Genomic DNA, 19,060 nt, shown 5'->3' with positions numbered 1-19,060 from the left:
TCAGGGCGCCTTGATACCCCCGCAACGTCAAGATCAACGGGGCGGGCCGCCGCACCCCGGCGCCGAAGGAGAACGGGGCCGGCCCCGCTACGGACCAGGGCGTGTGCGGCAGAAGCGAACGATTCGGGAGAATGGGGCGTCCTGATCGCGCGACCTTCCTCCCCTCCTCCCGGGGCGCGGCCGGTGCCGTGCCGGGGGAGGGGCCCCGACAACCGAGGACTCCGATGGCCCACCCCTTCCGGCCGCCCGCCGGCCTCACCCCGCCCGAGCCCGCCGACCCCCGGTCGGTCCCGCCGTTCACCGTGCACGGCAGGCTCGGGGCGGGCGGCATGGGGGTGGTCCTCGCGGCGACCGACCCGGCCGGGGCCTGGGTGGCGATCAAGGTCGTGCGGCCCGAGTACGCGGGCGACGCGGAGTTCCGCGCCCGCTTCGCCGGCGAGGTCGCGCTGATGCGCCGGGTCCGGGCGCGCTGCATCGCCCCCGTGCTGGCGCACGACACCGGCGCGGGGCAGCCCTGGTACGCCACCCCCTACCTGCCCGGCCCGACCCTGGGCGCGCGCGTCCGCGGCGGCGGGGCGATCCCGATGCCGCAGGTGAGGGTGGTCGCGGCGGGTATGGCCGAGGCCATCGCCGCGATCCACGCGGCCGGTGTCCTGCACCGCGACCTCAAACCGTCCAACGTCATCCTCGCCCCGGACGGCCCCAAGGTCCTGGACTTCGGCATCGCGCGGGCGGTCGACGAGACCGGCCTGACCCGGACCGGCGGCCTGGTGGGGTCGCCCGGCTGGCTCAGCCCCGAGCGCTACCGGGGCGTCAGCGGGCCCGAAGCCGACGTGTTCGCGTGGGGCGCGATGGTCGCCTTCGCCGCCACGGGGCGCTCGCCGTTCGGCGGCGGCGGGGCCGAGACGCTGATGTACCGGATCCTCAACGAGGAGCCGGACCTGGCCGGGCTGCCCGAGGAGCTGCGGGAGCCGGTCGCCTCGGCCCTGGACAAGGACCCGGGGCGCCGCCCGGCGGCGGCGGAGCTGCTGCACCGGGTCGCCGGCCCCGGCCCGGAGGCCGCTGCGGGGGCCGACGACACGACCGTCGTCGACGGGCTCATCCGCGCCCACTGGGACGGGGGCGGGGAGGGGCGGGAGGCGGGATCGCCCGCCCCGACCGCGCCCCAAGGGGCGCCGCCGCCCGCCCCGCCCGGCGTCCAGGGGACGCGGCCGCCCGCCCCGGCCCCTCCCGGGGCGCCGGGGGGCGCCCCCTCGGGCCGCCGCTGGAAGCTCCCCCTGGCCCTGACCGCCGGGGCGCTCTCGGTCGCCCTCGTCGGCGCGGCCGGACTGATCGCCGCCGCGCGGTTCGGCGGCGGGGACGGCGGGGGGTCCGGCGGGCCCGGCCCGGCCGCCGCGCAGCCGTCCCCCGCCGCCGGGGGCACCCTGTCCGGGACGCTCCACGGCGCCGGCTCCACCTTCCTCACCGCGGCGTTCGAGGGGTGGGCCGCGGCCTACGCCGAGCGGCAGCCGGGGGTCGAGGCGTCCTACGACGCCGTCGGGTCGGGCGCCGGGGCGCAGATGTTCGTCGACGGGGAGGTCGACTTCGGTGCGGCCGAGGCGGGCCTCACCGGGGACGAGGTCGAGGCGGCCGAGGCCGCCCGGGGCTGCCCCGTCGTCCAGTTCCCCGTGGTGACCGGCGCCGTCTCCGTGGTCAGCGCGAACGAGGAGCTGAAGGGCACGGCGTTCACGGCGGACGGGCTCGCGAGCCTCTACCGCGGGGAGGACCTCGACCACCCGGGCCTTCCCGGGACCGTTCCCGCGGACGGGGCGGGCGGGGAGGGGCCGAGTCTGGAGATCGTCCCGGTGCGGCACGACGACACGGCCTCCACCGCCCGGGTGTTCGACGAGTACCTGGCGTCCCGGGACACCGGGTGGAACCCGGGCGACTGGGGCGGCGCGTCCGTGGCCGCCGCCGGCGACGAGGGCGTCCACCAGGTGCTCCTGGAGGAGCCGGGCGGCATCGGGTTCGTCAACGGCTCCTTCGCGGAGGAGGCGGGACTGGCGGTGCTGCCGGTCGTCAACGACTCCGGCTCCCAGGTCGTCCCGGACCCCGACAGCACGAGGGCGGCCACCGAGCAGCTGGAGCTGGACGGCGGCAGGGCGACCCTCCCCGCGGCCGTGGGGGAGGCGTACCCGATCATGCGGATCGCCCACGTGTTCGCCTTCGAATGCGGCTACGACGGGGGCGCCGGGGCGGCGCTGCGCGACTTCTGGATCTACGCCCTGGGCGAGGAGGGCGCCCAGGCCGCCCAGAACGGCGGGTACACCCCGCTGGGCCCGCTGACCGGCGAGAAGGCCACCGGGATCGCCGCCCGGATCGGCACCGCCTGAAAGGCCGCCGGGCGCTCCGGGCCCCGGCCTCCCTGCTCCTCCCCGGCTCCTCCGCGGGCGCGGGAAGGACGCGGTCCGGCGCCCGGGGGCCCGGGCGCCGGACCGGGGCGGTCACAGGTAGGAGGGGGAGCGGTGGTCCACCCGGCCGCGGAAGGCCCACCAGCCGGCCGCCTGGTAGGCGAGCATCAGCGGGACCACCGCGACGCCGAACCCGGACAGCACCGCCAGGGTCGCCCCGTCGGCCGCGGCGTCGGCGAGGGACATCCCCCCGGGCCCGGTCGAGGAGGCCAGCACGTAGGGGAAGTGCGCCACCCCGGGGGCCACGGCGAGCAGGGCCATCGCCGCGGAGGTGCAGGCGAAGCCGGCCCCCGGGCGCCTGCGGCGGGCGGCGGCGCGGGCGCCCGCGGTCGCGGCCGCCAGCAGCACCGCGACGGCCGCCGCCGCCGCGGGGTTGCCCACTCCGGCGGCCGCCCCGGCGAGCACGGCCGCCGCGGCCGCCGCCAGCGCCGCCGCGGTCAGCGGCCGCATCAGGGCGCGGGCCCGGGACGCCGCCGGCCCCCGGGCGCGCAGCGCCAGGAAGGCCGCCCCGTGCGCGGCGCACAGCAGCGCCGACAGCACCGCGCACACCGCCACCACCGGGGCCAGCAGCGGGTCGGCGCCGAGCGCGAACGAGGTGCCGCCGGGCGCCAGGGGGACCCCCTGCACCAGGACGCCGATGACCGCGCCCCACAGCAGGGCGGGGACCGCCCCGCCGAGCACGACCAGGGCGTCCCAGGCGCGCTCGGCTGCGCGGCCGTGCGCCCGGCCGCGCAGCAGTACCGCGGCCTTGCCCGCGGCCAGCGCCGCCAGCAGCGGGACCAGCAGCGGGTACAGCCCGGACAGCAGCGTCCCCTCCAGGAAGGGGAAGGCGCCGAACAGCACCCCGGCGAAGGCCACCAGCCACACTTCGTTGCCGAGGAAGAACGGGCCCAGGGCGGCCAGGTGCGTCCTGCGGCCGGCCGCCGCGCGCGGCCCCCGCGGCAGCAGCATCTGCGTCCCGTAGTCGTAGCCGCCGAGGACGAAGTACCCGGCCAGCAGCGCTCCCAGCAGCAGGAGCCAGGCGGTCTCGAGCGTCATCGCGTCGTCACGTCCCTCGTCTCGCGGTGGCGGCGGTGCTCCGGCCGTCCGGGCCGGAGTCCAGCCATTCGGGTACGGCGTCCTCCCAGGGGGCGGGCTCCGGTTCGGGGGCGCCGAGCCGCACCCCTTCCGGCCCCCGGTGCGCGGACCGGGCGATCAGCACCCAGTCGGCGACCGCGAGGGCCCCGAGCACCGTGCTGAACAGCACGAGTGAGACCAGCACCGCGGCGGGGGAGACGTCGGAGACCGCCTCGGCCACGGTCAGCTCCCCGTAGACCAGCCAGGGCTGGCGGCCGATCTCGCGGAACAGCCAGCCGCAGACCGAGGCGGCGAACGGCAGCGGGACCAGCGCGACCATCGCCCAGGCCGTCGGCCGGAACCGGACCAGCAGGTCGCGGGGGAGCAGGACCAGGGCGACCAGCGGCGCGACCGACAGCACCCAGCCCAGGTCCACCATCACCTTCGCCGGGATCCACAGCCACTCGGGAGGGGCGTGGCCGCCGGCGGCCTCCAGCGCGGCCCGCGACGCCCGGTCGAGGGCGCCGTCGAAGAGGGCGGCCTTCACCGGCTGCTGCTCGGCGAACTCCTTGAGCTGGGCCTCCCCGAAGGGGTACAGCGGGAGGGAGGCCAGCGCGGCGGTGGCCACGCCCAGCCGCAGCGAGCCGCGGAAGAAGGCGGTGTGCCGGGTGCGCCGGATGAAGTGGTAGGCGCTCACCCCCGCCATGAACAGGCCGCCGGCGACCAGCGCCGCCGAGGCGATGTGGCCGAGCGCGACGAGGGTGTTCGGGTTGGACAGCAGGGCGCCGAAGTCGGTGAGGTAGGCGGTGCCGCCGCGGACCTCGTGGCCCACCGGGTTCTGCATGAACCCGTTGGCGACCATGATCCAGTAGGCCGAGGCGTAGGCGGTCAGCGCGACCAGCCAGATGAGCGCCGCGTGCACCCCGCGCCGCAGCCGCCCCCAGCCGAATATCCACAGCCCGAGGAAAGTGGACTCGGCGAAGAACGCGATCATCGTCTCCAGTGCGAGAGGCGCACCGAATACGTTGCCCGCGTATTTGCTGAGCCCGCTCCAGTTCAAACCGAACTGGAATTCCATGACCAGCCCGGTGACGATTCCCAGGGCGTAGTTGATGACGTACAGCTGCCCCCAGAAGCGCGCCATGCGCTCGAAGAGCTCGCGCTTCTCCGGGGTCCGGGCCAGGGCGGCCCGCGTGTGCACCACGGCGACCAGCGGAACCAGGCCCAGGGTGAGAACGGTGAAGAGCCAGTGGATGCTCGTGGTCACCGCGAACTGCAGGCGGGAAAGCTCTACGACGTCCAAGCCGGACCCCCTTTCTTTTTCCATTCCGGTGCGCGGACGCGCGGCAGGGTGCGGCGGAAGGGCGCGGGAAACGGCTCCGCTTCCGAGAGCGGAGCGGGCCCGGCCTCCCCCGGCCGGGCCGTTCCGACCCTAAAGCGGAATCCCCTATGATTTCCAAGACCGATTCCGTCATGTGCATATGCGCGGCGGGCATGAGGGGGAGAGAGGGCGATGGACCTGCAGTCCCTGCGCTATTTCCGGGTGGTGGCGCGGCACCAGCACATCAGCCGCGCGGCGGAGGAGCTGATGGTGGCCCAGCCCTCGCTCAGCCGGAGCATCGCCCGCCTCGAGGCCGACCTGGGCGTCCCGCTGTTCGACCGGCGGGGCCGCCAGGTCCGGCTGAACGGGTCCGGGGAGGCGTTCCTGCGCAGGGTGGATCGGATCCTCGGCGAGATGGACGACGCGCGCCGCGAGCTGACCGACGCCTCGGGGAAGGTCGAGGGCACGGTCGCGCTCGCCTCCGAGACCATGCTGACCCTGCTCGGCGCGCTGTCGGAGTTCCGCGCCGCCGAGCCGGGCATCAGGGTGCGGCTCTACCAGTCGCGCGCCGACTCCATGCAGCGGCTGCTGCGGGTCCGGGAGGTCGACTTCTGCGTCGCCTCCCAGCCCCTGGAGGGGGCCGCGCTGGAACTCCGGGAGCTGGTGACCGAGGAGGTGCTGCTCGCGGTCCCGCCCGACCACCGCCTGGCCGGCCGGGACCGGGTCTCCGTGGCCGAACTGGACGGGGAGCCGTTCATCGCGCCGAGGCCGGGGTACTGGCCGAGGGAGCTGGGCGACCGCCTCTTCGAGCGGGCCGGGGCCGCGCCGGACATCGTGTGCGAGGGCGACGAGCCGGGCTCGATCCAGTACCTCATCGAGGCCGGGCTCGGAGTCGGCCTCATCCCGGCGATGGCGCGCGACTCGGCCACCCGCGCCGAGGTCGCCTGGGTCCGGCTGGACACCGAGGAGGCGGCGCGGACGCTCACCCTGGCCTGGCACCGGGACGCCTACCTCTCCGCGGCGGCCCGCCGCTTCCGCGACTTCGTCACCGACTGGTTCGCCGACCGGATCCGGCCGTGACCCGGCGGCCCCGCGGCACGGGGGTTCATGCGGGCGGCGACGGCGGAAGCGGGGGGCGGGGCGGGCGCCCCTGCCGGGCGCGGCGCCCCACGGAGCGAAGGCTCAAGCAGGCGGCGACGGCGCAGGCAGGGGCGGGGTGGAGACGGTCGCCCGGGTGTGGCGTCCCACGGGGTGAGGGTTCAGACTGGCGGCGAGGCCAAGGGGCGTGCCGGCCGGTCGGTCGGGCGCGGCGCCCCGCGAAGTGAAGGTTCAGACCGGCGGTGACGGCAGAAGAAGGTACGGGGCCGGGCGTCTCGGCCGGGCGCGGCGCCTCGCGGGGCCAAGGTTCAGGCGGGCGGCGAGGGCGGGAGCGGGCCGGGGGCGGCGGATCGTGTGCGGCAGGGCGGTCGCGGCGGGTGGGGCGAGTGGGGGGCGGGTTCGCCGTTCCCGCGTCGCCCCGGCGGTGGGGCGGGCCGCCCGGCGATCACCGGCACCGCCCTGACCTGGGTGAATACGGACGGTGACGGTGGTGGGGGGCGGCCTGCGCACCGCGAGAGCACCCCGGTGATTCCCGGGCGCGCATCCCGGGCCGGATCGGGCCCCCGAGGACCCGGATCGCCCCGTTCGGGCCGGTGATCGCGGGTTCGAGCGGCCCGCAAGAGCACGAACCGGAGGGCCGGAACCCGGACAGGGGAGACGCGGGGGCGGGATGTCGCATTCGTCCTCCCGGCGGGCCCCGCTTCGGCCACTCTGAGTGACCAGTGAGGGGGCGGTGGGGGTTCAGGGCTTACTACTCGCTGGTAGATGTCATTGAGCCTGCTGCGGAGGTGTGCAGGGCGCCCCCGGCCTGCCCGATCCCCGCCGGCGATCCGGCACAGCGGACACAACCCCCTCCACCGGTGAGGCGGGCCCGGACCCGCCGCCGGAACAGCGCTTCCCAGCCGGGCGCCTGGGCGGGGACCGGTGAACGCCGCCCCGGCCCACTCCCGCCCTCGCCGCCCGCTTGAACCCCGGCCCCGCGAGGCGCCGCGCCCGGGCGACACCTGTGCCCTGCCCCTGCCTGCGCCGTCGCCGCTCGCCTGAACCTTCGCTCCGCGAGACGCTGCACCCGGGCGAGGCCTGCCGCCTCGTCCCTACCCGCGCCGTCGCTGTTGGTCTGACCCCTGGCTCCGTGGGGCGCCGGCGCCCCGGCTGCGGGCCCGGGGCGGGGCCCGCCTTCCCCCCCGGGGCCCGCCTTCCCCCGGGGAGCGGTGCGGTCCTGCGGTTCCCCGGGGTCGGCCGCCGGGGGCGCCCGGAGGGCGTGGGAGGATCCGTCCACCGGAGACGACCACCCGCGGAGGACGATGATGTTCGCCATTCCCCTGGGCGACGGGGCGGAGCTGGGGCCCCTGGAGCCCTGGCAGGCCGAGGAGCTGCTGGCCCACATGGACCGCGGCCGGGAGCACATCGGCCGCTACGTCGGGCTCCCCGATGCGGTGGCAGACCTGGAGTCGGCGCGGGCCTGGCTGCGCTCCTACGCGGACAAGGCCGCCGCCGACACCGGCCGGCTGTACGGCATCCGGCTGGACGGGAGGCTCGTCGGCGGGGTTCTGTTCCGGGTCTTCGACGCGGAGCAGGGGACCTGCGAGGCCGGCTGCTGGCTGGAGCCGGCCGCCACCGGCCGGGGCCTGGTCACCCGCGCGCTGCGGGTGATCATCGACTGGGCGGTCGAGGAGCGCGGGATGCACCGGGTGGAGTGGATGGTCGCCCCGGAGAACAAGCCCAGCATCAGCGTGGCCGAGCGGCTCGGCATGGTCCGCGAGGGGGTGCTGCGGGAGAACTCCCCGTACCGCGGGGTCCGGCAGGACACCGAGGTCTGGGCGGTGCTGGCCCCGGAGTGGCGGGCCGCCCGCGCCGCGGGCTGAGCTCCCGGCGGGCCTGGTGCCCCGCCGCCTCTGCGCTTCCAGGGCGGCGGGGCGCCGGGATCAGCGCGGAGGGGCGGAGGCCGCTTCCGGCTCCGGAGCGCCGGCGGGGCCCTCCCGGGGCGGAGCGCCGCCCGGCCGACCGGCCTCCGGGTACGCGGAGCGGGGCCGCCACCGGCGCACCGCCAAGCCTGCCGCGCACAGCACCGCGAACAGCGCGGCGCAGGCCAGGAAGGCGGGGGAGAGCGGGTCGGCGGCCGCGTCGCCGAGCAGCACCAGGGCCGCGGTCGCGGGCAGGCCGCCCACCGCGGTCCCGACGGCGAACGGGACGGCCCCCAGGGAGGTCAGCCCGAGGCCGTGGTTGACCGCGGAGAAGGGCAGCACCGGGAGCAGCCGGAGCTGGACCACCGCGAGCAGGCCGTGCCGCTCGGCGAGCCGGTCCAGGCGCTCGGCCGCCGGGCGGGGCAGCCGCGCCGCCACGAAGTCCCGGGCCAGGAACCGGGAGAGCCAGAACTGGACCAGGGCGGCGGCGACCCCTCCGGCCAGCGCGACCGGCACGCCCAGCCACGGTGCGAAGAGCACCCCGGCCGCCGCGTTCAGCGCCGGGCGCGGCACGTACACCAGCGCCGCGGCGACGTAGCAGGCCAGGTAGGCCGCCGGCGCGGCCGGCCCGGCCGCCTCGATCCAGGCGCGCACCTCTTCGGGGCCCGGTGCGTGGAATCCCAGGGCGGCGGCCGCCGCCACCGCGGCCGCGAGGGCCGCCGCGCGCACCCCCGGCCGAACAGCCGAGCGCATCCCGTCCGCAGCCTCCCCGCTCCCGAGCCGAACCGGCTACCAAGTATCCCCGACCGCGCGGACCGCCCGGCCCGTGCGGCCGGGTCCGCTTCGGGAGGCGCGGGGGCTCCGCCGCACTTCCGCAGAACCCCGGCAGGCCTCACGTCTGCAGGGAAAACGGATCGGATGTGTCCCTGATTCGAAATGTGATAGGCGGCGATGTCGCTTCCTCTCCGGTCGATGCGGTCATTTTCCGACTCCGTCTAATTTGCGGCCGCCGCATGGGGCGTACCGAATTTTTAAGCGGTGATCGCCCCTGCTTTGCGGGCCGCCGGATTGAAGCAAGGCGGAAAGGGGTGATGGTTCGCATCCGTTGCATGTCACCGCTTGCGTGGTTCTGGGGTTTTATTGTCCGAATCGGAGGCGGGGTGGCGGTCGGTCTGCTAAAACCTTCGAATGGTGGCTGCGGATGGGGTTTATTCGAGTGGGGGCTGCGGTAACTTATCCATCGCGAATCCGCTCGCCGGAGACCGGGCGGGCGGAGATTCTCTTCATGGACATTCAATTCTGAACAACAGGGGGTAGCCGATGCTGGGTGCCAAGGAGAAGGCCCGTTTCGAGAAGCGCTTCGAGCTCTGGGACAAGGACGGGGACGGGACCATCGACCACTCCGACCTCGAGGCCGAGGCGCAGCGGGTCGCTCAGGTCTTCGGCGAGCAGGGCAGCGCGAAGGGGCAGGCGCTCGCCCGCGCCTACCACGAGATGTGGAACGGCATCTCCCGGGAGGTCGGCAGCGACCGGATCACGAAGGACGAGTTCCTCCAGCTCGCCGAGCGGTCGATCATCGACCGGGGCGACAGCGGCTTCGCCTATGCGGTGATGCCGGTCGTCGAAGCGGTCGGGAGCCTGCTGGACACCGACGACGACGGCAAGATCAGCCAGCAGGAGTTCCAGAAGTGGGCCGACGCCGTCGGGGTGGACGGCGCCCACCCCGCGGAGGTCTTCCAGGAGCTGGACCTGGACCACAACGGCTACCTCTCCGTCAATGAGTTCAACAGGGCCGTCCAGGACTACATGTTCGGCAGGAGCAGCGCCTCGCTGCTCGGCGTCGGCTGAGCGGCACCGCTGGGGAAGGGCCGCCCGGGGACGCCCCCGGGCGGCCCTTCCCCGTGTGCGCGGGCGCTCGCGCCGCCGTCACCGCGAGGGGTGGAGGGAGGCCCCGGCGGACTCCCGGGCGCGGACCACGACCCCCGTGCGGGCCGCCGCCTCCAGGAGCACCGGGTCGGCCGGGAGGCCCAGCGGAGACCAGGCCGGACCGCCCGGCCAGGTCCGGGCCAGCGCGGCGGCGAAGACCCGGTGGAAGTCGGCCAGCACGGCGGAGGCCTCCCCCGCGTTCCACCGCCGCTCCGCCCAGCACCACAGCAGCACCGTGACGACGGACCCGTGCCGGCCCGCCCCCCGCCGCATGGCCGGGCCGGGCCCGCAGGGGCGCGCGTGCGGCGGCGGCACGAGCACCTCGGCCCGCCCCGGGTAGACCTCTCCGGTCGGGATCCGCTCCACCGCCGACACCGCGTCCGCGAGGAGCACGGCGAGGGGCTCGTGGCCGGCGCCCTCGGGGACGGCGGCCGTCAGCGACATCGGCACCCTCGCCCACACCGGGCCGGGCTGCTCGGAAACGGACATGCTCCTCCTCGTCATCGTCTGCGGCGACGGTATCGGCGGCCGGGCGGTCCCCGCCCTCCGCCGCCGGAGCGGAGGGGAGGGCGGCCAAGGGCCCGGAGCGGCGCCCGGCGTCCCATCGGGCGCCGGCCGCACGGCCTCCTTCCCCGGCGGTCCCGATTCCTTCGGCGGCCCCGCCGAGCGTTCGGCGGGGCCGCGGCTGCGGAGGCCGGCGCCGCGGAGGAGCCCCGGGAAGGGCGTCCCCGGCGGCGGGTCAGCCCCGCGGCCCCCGGGACAGGGGCAGCAGGGCGCGGGCCGCTTCGGCGAAGGTCGGGGCGGCCTCCAGCACGGTGCGGGGGACCGGTGCGCCCAGCCGGGCGGAGATCCGCGAGCGGATCTCCACCGCGGCGATGGAGTCCACCCCGGCCTCGGCGAACTCCATGTCGGGCTCCAGGTCGCGGACGTCGGGGTGGCCGAGCACGGCGGCCGTGCACTCCACCACCACGTCCAGCAGCAGCCGCTCCCGCTCGGCGTCGGGCATCGCGGCCAGGCGCGCTTTCAGCGGTACCGCGTCGGCGGGCAATCCGTCCTCCTCATTTCCCGTTCTCCGGTGTTCCCTGTACTCCCTGCGCGCCGGAGGCCGCCGGGGCGGCCCCCGCCCCCTCGGTCCCGAGCAGCCAGGACCGCAGCACCGCGGCGAACCCGGCCGGCGCGTCCAGGTGCAGCGTGTGGCCCGCCCCCGCGACGGTGCGCACCTCGAACCCGCGCGCCCGGGCGGCCTCCTCGTCGATGTCCGGGATCATCCCCTGCCGCTCGGCGAGGAGGATGAGGCCGGGCACCTCCGCCTCCTCCGGCAGCGCCGGCATGTCGAAGGCGTGCAGGTCCACCATGGTCCGCCGGTCCCAGCGGGCGCGGGCGCGGGCCTCGGCCTCCACCTCGCCCCGGGACCAGCCCGGGTGGCGGGCGGCGATCTCCTCGGCGGAGACGCCCATCAGCAGCGCCGCCGACCGGGGGTCCGGGAGCTCCGCGACGGCCCGCACCCCCCAGTACGGCTCGGCGTAGACCAGCCGGGCCGGGCGGAGGTCGGCGGCGGCGAGCCCGAGGACGGCCGCGCCCAGCGAGTGCCCCAGCGCGAGGTCGGCCCCCGCGGGCAGCGTCTCCGCCAGGTCGCCGGCGAGCGCCCGCGGGCTGTAGTAGCCGCGCGGGCTCTCACCGTGCCCGCGCAGGTCGGGCGCGACCACCCGGTACCCCAGGCCGGCGAGGGCCCCGGCGGTCCGCTCCCAGGTGGCGGAGTCGGAGGCGAACCCGTGCACCAGCAGCGCGGTCCGCTCCCCCTCCCCCCAGGTGCGGGTGTGCAGCCTCACCGCGCCGCACCGCCCTCGGACCGCAGCCGGGTCAGCACCCGCCCGGCCAGCTCGCTGACGGACGGGCCGGACGCGATCTCCACCAGCGCCAGGTCGCAGCCGAACTCCTTGCGGATCGCGCCGAGCAGCTCGGTCGCCATGATCGAGTCGATGCCCAGGTGGTCGAGGGTGCGGCCGCGGTCGATCCCGCTCCGCGGCGCGCCCACCACCCGGGCCACCACGCGGGTGAGCATCTCCTCGGCGGCCTCCGCCGCCTCCTCCGGCGGCGCCTCCGCGAGCCGCCGCCGGGCGCTCTCCAGGGCGGTGGCGTCGGAGGCGGCGGACTCCGGGACCAGGTGCCGCAGCCGCGGGCGCTCCGCGACATAGGGCCGGGACTCGGCGACCCGGGCCCAGTCGGCGTGCAGCACCGCGGCCACCTCGGCGCCGCGGTCGAGCAGCCCCTCCAGCGCCGCGAACGCCTGGTCGGCGCTGATCGGGGCCATGCCGCGCCGGCCGAGGGCCTCGCCCAGGCCCTCCCGGGCCAGGGCGCCGACGCCGTCGACGCCGCCCCACTGCACGGCGAGGCCGGGCAGCCCGGCCCGCCGCCTGGCGCGGACCACGGCCTCGGCGGCGGCGTTGGCCGCCGCGTACGCCGCCTGGTGCAGGTTGCCCACGGCCGAGGTCACCGAGGAGTAGACCGCGAACAGGTCGAGGTCCAGGCCGCGGGTGGCCCGGTCCAGGACGTGCGCGCCGCCCAGCTTCGGCGCCAGCACCGCCCGGGTGCGCTCGTCGTCGCCCTCCTCGAACGGCTCGTCGTGCAGGACCATCGCGGCGTGCACCACGCCGCGCAGCGGGCGCCCCTCCTCCGCCAGCCCGGCGATCAGCGACCGGACGCCCTCGGCGTCGGTCGCGTCCAGGGCGTGCGCGGAGGCCTCCGCGCCCAGCTCCGCCAGGTCGCGCAGGAGGCCGGGGACGCCCTCGGCGGCCGGTCCGCGCCGGCTGGCCAGCACCAGGCGGCGCGCGCCGCGCCGGGCCAGCCAGCGGGCGGTGGCCGCGCCGAGCCCGCTCGTCCCCCCGGTGACCAGGTAGGAGCCGGCCGGGTCGAAGGAGGCCGGGCGGTGCGGGCGGAGGGCGGCGGGCGGCTCCTCCAGGTCCAGCACCGGGAGCCCGGCGGCCTCGGGCGCGCGCGGCGCCCGGTAGGCCCCGTCCGCCCCGTCCGGGCCGTGCAGCTCCAGCGGCAGCGGGCGGTAGGCGCCCGAGGCGACCCGCTCGGCGAGCCGGGCGAAGTGCCCGGCCGCCGCGTCGGGGCGCTCGGCCGCCATGCGCACCGCGTCCACCGAGGCGAAGACCAGCTCGCCGTGGAGCGGCGGGACCGGCGCCGACCGGGCGGGGCCGTGCGCCGCCTGGACGAACCGGCCGCCCGGGGGCAGCAGCTCCAGGGCGGCCCCCGCGGCGCCGCCTGCGGCCGAGTTGAACACCACGTCGGGGCCGCGGCCCCCGGTCAGCGCGGACACCTTGCGGCCCAGGGCCGGGTCGCCGGTGTCGAGCACGTCCGCCACCCCCAGCATGCCCAGCAGGTCGCGGGTGTTGGGGTGCTCGGCGGTGGCGATGACCCGCGCCCCGGCGAGGCGGGCGTGGGCGACGGCCGCGGCCGCCGCGCCCCCGCCGTCCCCGTGCACGAGCAGCACCTCGCCCTCGGCGAGGCCGGCCAGGTGCTCCAGCCCGTACTGCGCGGCCAGGTGGGCGGGGAGGGTGGCGGCCTCGGTGAACCGCATGCCCTCGGGGATCCGCCCGACCAGGCCGGCGCGGGCGCGCACCCGGGCCGCGCAGGCGCCCGGGGCGAGGGCGTAGACGCGGTCGCCCGGGGCGAGCCCTTCGACGCCGCCGCCGACCGCCTCCACCACGCCGGCGCAGGCGTACCCCGAGGCGTACCCGCCGCCGTCCGCAGGGCGCGCGGGCGCCTCGCCCAGCGCCTCCGCCGCGTCCCGCCCGGTCACCGCGGCCGCCCGGACGCCGATGAGGACCTCGCCGGCCTCCGGCACCGGGGCGGGGGAGCGGACCCACTCCAGCCGGCGGGAGGGGCCGGGGTCGGTGAGCCGCAGGGCGCAGTGCCCGCCCGCACCGGTCCGCTCCGCGGCCGGGGGGAGCGGGGCGAGCCGGGGGACGAACCGGCCCGGTCCGCTCAGCACCACCTCGTCCTCCTCCCCGGGGTCGGCCAGTTCGGCGGCGAGGGGCGCGGTGTCGGCGCCGGGGTCGGCGGTCCGGGGCAGCGAGACGTGCCGGAGGTCCAGCCAGGGGCGCTCGCCGTCGAGCACCCGGGCGACACCCCAGGTGGCGGCGTCTTCCGGGGCGGTGCACCGCTCCGGGGCGGGGAACGCGCCGGAGGGGCGGGACACCGCCCACACCCGGGGCCGCTCGGGGAGGCCGTCGAGCGCGGAGACCAGGGCGCGGAGCGCGGCGATGCGCCGCACCGCGGTCTCCACCCCGTCCGCCGCGTCCCCGGCCTCCCCGTCTCCGCCCAGCAGCAGCACGACCTCGGGAGGGGTGCCCTCGCCCAGCAGGCCGGCCCACTCCGCCGGGTCCCGGGGGAGGCCGGCCCGGACGGCGTCGGCCCCGCCCGCGGCCAGGTGCGCGGTGAGCGCCTCGGCGTGCGGGCCGGCGCCGGGCTCGGCGGCGACCAGCCAGCGGGCGCCGCCGAAGGCGGGGGCGGGGGCCCGCACCGGGCGGGGGCGGGCGGCGCGCCGGGCCAGGATCGCCGAGGAGGGCTCGTCGCCCTCACCGCCGAGCCGGACCGGCTCCTCGAAGCCGGAGGACTCCAGCGCCTCCGCCCACCCCCGGGCGGAGAGCAGCGGGGAGTCGGTGCGCAGGTCGGTGTCGGTGTAGGTCCAGAAGCCGTCCAGCAGGCCGAACACCAGGGCCAGCTGCCCGGCGTCGTGGTGCTCGATGGCGAGGATCCGGCCGCCGTCGGCGAGCACGCCGCCCAGGCTCCGCAGCACCGCCCGCAGGTCGGAGATGGTGTGCAGCACGTTGGCGGCCACCACCAGGTCGAACTCGCCTTCGCCGAGCCCCTGGCCGGCGGCGGGGACCTCCAGGTCGAGGGTGCGGTACTCGACGAAGCCGTGGCCGGCCAGCCGGCGGCGGGCCCCGGCCACCAGGGAGGGCGAGACGTCGCTGAAGACGTAGCGGGTGCGCTCCGGCGGCAGCACCGGGAGCAGCGCGGCGGCGGTGGCGCCGGTGCCGCCGCCGACCTCCAGGACGCGCAGCGGCCGGTCGGCGGGCCAGCGCTCGGCCAGCGCGGCGACCGCCGCCGCGGAGTACCGGTTGGCCGCCCGCGCGTAGGGCAGCGAGTCGTAGACGTACTGGGCCAGGCGGGATCCGGAGTCGGAGAAGACGAGCTGCACCGGGTCGAGCTCGCCGCGCAGCACCTCGGCGAGGCGCCGGCCGCACCGCTGGTGCAGCAGGAGCGCCGGGGCGGACTCGGGCCAGGCGCGCCCGGTCTCCTCCATGACGCGCTCCGGGTCGGCGGCCCCGCGCACCCGCCAGCGCGGCGGGCCGCCGTCGCCGGATACGTCCTCCAGCAGGCCCTCGTCCTCCGCCACCGAGGCGAGGAGCCGGACCAGCCGGGTGTGGCGCGGCAGCACCCCCGCGGCGACCAGGTCGTCGGTGCCGAACGGCTCGGTGCCCCCGGCCAGTTCGGCCAGTGTCCGGGCCGCGTAGTGGCCGGTCAGGGTCAGGGCCGCGGCGTCGGAGGCGGTGCCGCCGTCGCGGAGCCAGGCCCGGCGGGCCTCCTCGATCCGGGGCGCGGCGGCCTCGGCCAGCTCCCGGGGGCCGGGCAGCGCCGCCGCCGGCAGCGGGCCCCTCGGGGCGGCGCGCAGCCGGGAGGCGTAGACGGACGGGCGGCGGGTGCCGGCCCGGAACCGCCGGCCGCGGTACCCCTCGACCTCCACGCAGACCGCGCCGTCCTCGTCGGTGACGACCATGTCGCAGACGATCTCGTCGGGGCCGGCCTCGCGCAGCCGGGTGCGGATGAACCCGGAGGCGGCCGGGCGGCGCCACCGGCGGACCGCGCCGATCGCGTCGGGCAGGAACGCGTCGGCGTCCGGGCCGCCGCCGTGCAGCGCCGCCGTGGTCTGCAGCACCCCGTCCAGCAGGACCGGGTGGAGCTCGAACCCGGCCGCGCCGTCGGTCTCGTAGCGGGCGACGGCCTCCCCGCCGTCCGCGTGCAGCCGGCGCAGCGGGCGGAACGCGGGGCCGTAGCCGATCCCCGACGCCTCCATCCGGGCGTAGTGGCCGCCGGTGCCGTGCTCCGGTCCGCACCGGGCGCGCAGCCCGGCGGCGTCCAGCGGCTCCGGGGCCTCCCCCGCCAGCGGCCGGATCCGGGCCTCGGCGTGCAGCTGCCAGTCCTCGCCGGTCCGGGCCGAGATGCGCAGCGCCCCGGCGGCGGGCACCGACACCTGGGTGCGCACGTCCATCGCCGGGTCCTCCCAGGGCAGCGAGAGGATCCGCCGGATGTCCAGGCCGGCGACCTCGGCGGGGCCGCCGAGCGCGCGGCGCCCCGCGGCCAGCGCCATCTCCGCGAAGGCGGCGGCGGGCATCACCACCGCGCCGCCCACCCGGTGGTCGGCCAGCCACGGCAGGCGGGCGGGCTCCACCTCGCCGAGCCAGGCCGGGTCGGGGCCGGGGACGCGCTGGCCGAGCAGCGGGTGCTCGTAGGGGCCGCGGCCGCCGCCGGTGAGCGGCGCCCACCAGTCCCCGGACCCGTTCCAGTGCCGCTCCCGCTGCCAGGGGACGGACGGCAGGTCGGCCACCCGCCCCGGCCCGGGGAAGAACACCGAGAGGTCGGCCGCCCCCGCGGCGATGGCCCGGCAGGCGGCGGAGTCGACGGCGCCCCGCTCGTCCGCGGCCTCGCCCGGGGAGGGCTTGCGCAGCGTCGTCAGCACCGAGGCCCGCCCGCGGCCGGAGCCGGCCGCGCGGCGCAGGTAGCCCGCCAGCACCGGGTGCGGGGAGACCTCCAGGAACACGTCCCGCCCCCCGGCCGCCAGCTCCCGGACGGCCTGGGCGAACAGGACCGGCTCGCGCACGTTCCGCCACCAGTAGGCGGCGCCCGGCTCGCCCTCCTCCAGCGGCGAGGCGGTGACGGTGGAGACCATGGGGGTGTGCGGGGTGCGCGGGGCCAGGCCCTCCAGCGCCTGCAGCAGGCCGGCCCGGACCGGGTCCATCGCCCGGCTGTGGAAGGCGTAGTCCAGGTCCAGCTCGCGGTGGAAGACGCCGCGCAGCGCGAGCCGCTCGCCCAGCTCGCGCAGGGCCGCGGCCTCCCCGGCCAGGGTGACGTCGGCGTCGCCGTTGACGCCGGCGATCTCCAGCCGGCCCCGGAACGGCGCGATCTCCTTCTCCGCCTCGGCCGGGGACAGGCCCACCGCGGCCATCCGCCCGGCGCCCGCCGTGGGGCCCTGCGCCCGGCTCCGCTCGGCGATCACCCGCGCGGCGGAGTCCAGGTCGAGCGCGCCGCAGGCGTAGGCCGCGGCGACCTCGCCGGCGCTGTGCCCGGCCACCGCCGCCGGGCGGACGCCCCGCTCGGCGAGGGCCGCGACCAGGCCGGCCTGGACCGCGAACAGGGCCGGCTGGGCGACCTCGGTGCGCGCCAGGGCGGACCGCTCCGCGGGGGCGCGCAGCTCGTCGACGACCGACCACCCCAGGTGCGGGCGGAGCGCGGCGTCGGCCCGCTCCACCTCCTCCCGGAACGCGGGCTCGGAGTCGAGCAGGCCGGCGCCCATGCCGGCCCACTGCGCGCCGTTCCCGGAGAAGACGAAGGCCGCCCCGCCCCCGCCGGAGGCGGCCGCGACCGCCCCGCCGGCGCCGGGCTCCCGGTCGGCGACCGCCTCCAGCAGGCCGGCGGCCTCGGCCGGGCCCGCCGCCAGGACGGCGGCGCGGTGCCGGTGCCGCCCGCGCCGCACCGAGGCGGTGCGGGCCAGGTCGTAGAAGTCCGCCGGGGCGGCGGAGCGCAGCCGGTCGGCGTGGGCGCGCGCCGCCTGCCGCAGCGCCTCCTCGGTGTGGCCGGAGACCACCACCGGCAGCCGCCCGGCCGGGGCCGGGGCGCCGCGCTCCGGGTCCCCGGCCGGGTGCGGGCCGACCACGACGTGGGCGTTGGCGCCGCCGGCGCCGAAGGAGTTCACCCCCACCAGGGGGCGCTCCCCGCCGCCCAGCGGGCGCGCCTCCCGCACCGGCAGCAGCCCCAGCCCGTCGAAGTCGATGGCGGGGTTGAGGGTCTCGGCGTGCAGCGACGGCGGGATCTCCCGGTGGCGCAGCACCGCGATCGCCTTGAGCAGGCCGGCCACCCCGGCGGCGGCCTCCAGGTGGCCCAGGTTGGTCTTGACCGAGCCCACCGGGAGCAGGGCGCCCGGTGCGCGGCGCACCCCCAGCGCGGTCCCGATCGCGGTGCACTCGACCGCGTCGCCGACGGGCGTCCCGGTGCCGTGCGCCTCCAGGTAGGCGAGGTCGTCCGGGGCCGCGCCGGCCCGCGCGTACACCTCCCGCAGCAGCCGCTCCTGGGCGTCCCGGCCGGGGTGGGCCAGGCCGGGGGTGCGCCCGTCGCAGTTGGTGCCGCTGCCCAGGACGACCGCGTGCACCCGGTCGCCGTCGGCGACCGCCTCGGAGAGCCGCTTGAGCAGGAGCACCCCTCCGCCCTCGGCGCGCGCGAACCCGTCGGCGGCGGCGGAGAAGGTGCGGCAGCGGCCGGTCGGCGAGAGCATCCGGGCCTTGGACGACATCACGTACTCGTAGGGGTCGAGCAGGGTGTTGACCCCGCCCGCCAGCGCCAGGGAGGTCCGCCCGGCCAGCAGCTCCTCGCAGGCCTGGTGGACCGCGACCAGCGAGGAGGAGCAGGCGGTGTCGACGACCGTGCTGGGGCCGCGCAGGTCGAAGTGGTAGGAGACCCGGTTGGGCACCGCGGTGCCGGCGCTGCCCATGCTCGTCTGCGCGTCGATCGAGGCGATGTCGCGGCCCTGCAGGGCGCCGAAGGCGTGGGTGTAGATGCCGAGGTGGACCGCGGTGTCGGAGCCGCGCAGCCCGGCCGGGTCGATCCCGGCGTCGTCGAAGGCCTCGGCGGTCAGCTCCAGCGCCAGCCGCTGCTTGGGGTCGATCCGCGCGGCCTCGCGGGGGGAGACGCCGAAGAAGCCGGGGTCCCACTCCTCGATCCCCTCGACGATCCCGCCGGCGAAGGTGTAGCTCTTGCCGGGCCGGTCGGGGTCGGGGGAGTGGAACCACGCCTTGTCGAAGCGGTCGCCGGGGACCTCGGTGACCAGGTCGCGGCCGTCGCGCAGCGCCGCCCACAGGCCGTCCAGGTCGGTGATTCCGCCGGGGAGGCGGCAGGAGGCGCCGACGACGGCGACGGCGTCCTTCCCGGGTGTCGGCGACTGTTCCATACTGCCCTTTCGTTCGGGTTCGGTGCGGGCCGGTCGCGGTGCGCACCGCTCGCGGGGGTGTCGGCGGAGGTGCGGG

11 protein-coding genes are annotated in these 19,060 nt (G+C 77.8%); 4 read left to right on the top strand and 7 right to left on the bottom strand.

The genetic code is table 11. From position 1 onward, the window contains the following. Positions 1-224: 224 nt before the first annotated feature. Positions 225-2,372 carry a protein kinase domain-containing protein gene (locus tag J0910_RS19345; RefSeq protein ID WP_420159947.1) on the top strand — a complete coding sequence of 716 codons (2,148 nt, stop codon included), beginning with the start codon at positions 225-227 and terminating at the stop codon, positions 2,370-2,372. A 111-nt stretch (positions 2,373-2,483) separates the two neighbouring features. On the opposite strand, the gene J0910_RS19340 is transcribed toward J0910_RS19345, so the two are convergent. Then, the gene (locus J0910_RS19340) at positions 2,484-3,488 is read right to left on the bottom strand and encodes a cytochrome d ubiquinol oxidase subunit II (protein WP_420159946.1); all 1,005 of its coding nucleotides are present in this window, start codon (positions 3,486-3,488) and stop codon (positions 2,484-2,486) included. Positions 3,489-3,495: 7 nt separating this feature from the next. Further along, positions 3,496-4,809 (bottom strand): cytochrome ubiquinol oxidase subunit I, encoded by a 1,314-nt coding sequence (locus tag J0910_RS19335; RefSeq protein WP_420159945.1) that lies wholly within the window; start codon positions 4,807-4,809, stop codon positions 3,496-3,498. Positions 4,810-5,019: 210 nt separating this feature from the next. On the opposite strand from J0910_RS19335, the gene J0910_RS19330 reads away from it, so the two are divergent. Beyond that, on the top strand, positions 5,020-5,907 hold the full coding sequence (locus tag J0910_RS19330; protein ID WP_420159944.1) for a LysR family transcriptional regulator: 888 nt from the start codon (positions 5,020-5,022) through the stop codon (positions 5,905-5,907). Positions 5,908-7,232: 1,325 nt separating this feature from the next. Then, positions 7,233-7,790 (top strand): GNAT family N-acetyltransferase, encoded by a 558-nt coding sequence (locus J0910_RS19325; protein WP_420159943.1) that lies wholly within the window; start codon positions 7,233-7,235, stop codon positions 7,788-7,790. Between the two features lie 60 nt (positions 7,791-7,850). Here the strand turns inward: J0910_RS19325 and J0910_RS19320 are convergent, their stop codons facing one another. Continuing rightward, positions 7,851-8,582 (bottom strand): TVP38/TMEM64 family protein, encoded by a 732-nt coding sequence (locus tag J0910_RS19320; protein ID WP_420159942.1) that lies wholly within the window; start codon positions 8,580-8,582, stop codon positions 7,851-7,853. A gap of 567 nt (positions 8,583-9,149) precedes the next feature. Between J0910_RS19320 and J0910_RS19315 the strand changes: the two genes are divergently transcribed. Continuing rightward, positions 9,150-9,677 carry an EF-hand domain-containing protein gene (locus J0910_RS19315; protein WP_420159941.1) on the top strand — a complete coding sequence of 176 codons (528 nt, stop codon included), beginning with the start codon at positions 9,150-9,152 and terminating at the stop codon, positions 9,675-9,677. Between the two features lie 78 nt (positions 9,678-9,755). On the opposite strand, the gene J0910_RS19310 is transcribed toward J0910_RS19315, so the two are convergent. The 4 genes from J0910_RS19310 to J0910_RS19295 form a co-directional block, all read right to left on the bottom strand. Beyond that, on the bottom strand, positions 9,756-10,244 hold the full coding sequence (locus J0910_RS19310; protein ID WP_420159940.1) for a hypothetical protein: 489 nt from the start codon (positions 10,242-10,244) through the stop codon (positions 9,756-9,758). Positions 10,245-10,494: 250 nt separating this feature from the next. Continuing rightward, positions 10,495-10,803 carry an acyl carrier protein gene (locus J0910_RS19305; RefSeq protein WP_420159939.1) on the bottom strand — a complete coding sequence of 103 codons (309 nt, stop codon included), beginning with the start codon at positions 10,801-10,803 and terminating at the stop codon, positions 10,495-10,497. 10 nt (positions 10,804-10,813) lie between these two features. Next, positions 10,814-11,584 carry an alpha/beta fold hydrolase gene (locus tag J0910_RS19300; RefSeq protein WP_420159938.1) on the bottom strand — a complete coding sequence of 257 codons (771 nt, stop codon included), beginning with the start codon at positions 11,582-11,584 and terminating at the stop codon, positions 10,814-10,816. Next, entirely contained in the window at positions 11,581-18,984 is a 7,404-nt protein-coding gene (locus J0910_RS19295; protein ID WP_420159937.1) for an SDR family NAD(P)-dependent oxidoreductase, read from the bottom strand. The genes J0910_RS19300 and J0910_RS19295 overlap by 4 nt, the downstream gene beginning before the upstream one ends. Between the last annotated feature and the right edge of the window lie 76 nt (positions 18,985-19,060).

This window comes from Nocardiopsis oceanisediminis (assembly GCF_048595525.1).
In the GTDB taxonomy this organism is placed as follows: domain Bacteria; phylum Actinomycetota; class Actinomycetes; order Streptosporangiales; family Streptosporangiaceae; genus Nocardiopsis_A; species Nocardiopsis_A oceanisediminis.
The sequence above is the reverse complement of the archived record's forward strand: the minus strand, read 5'-3'. Positions and strand labels throughout refer to the sequence as shown.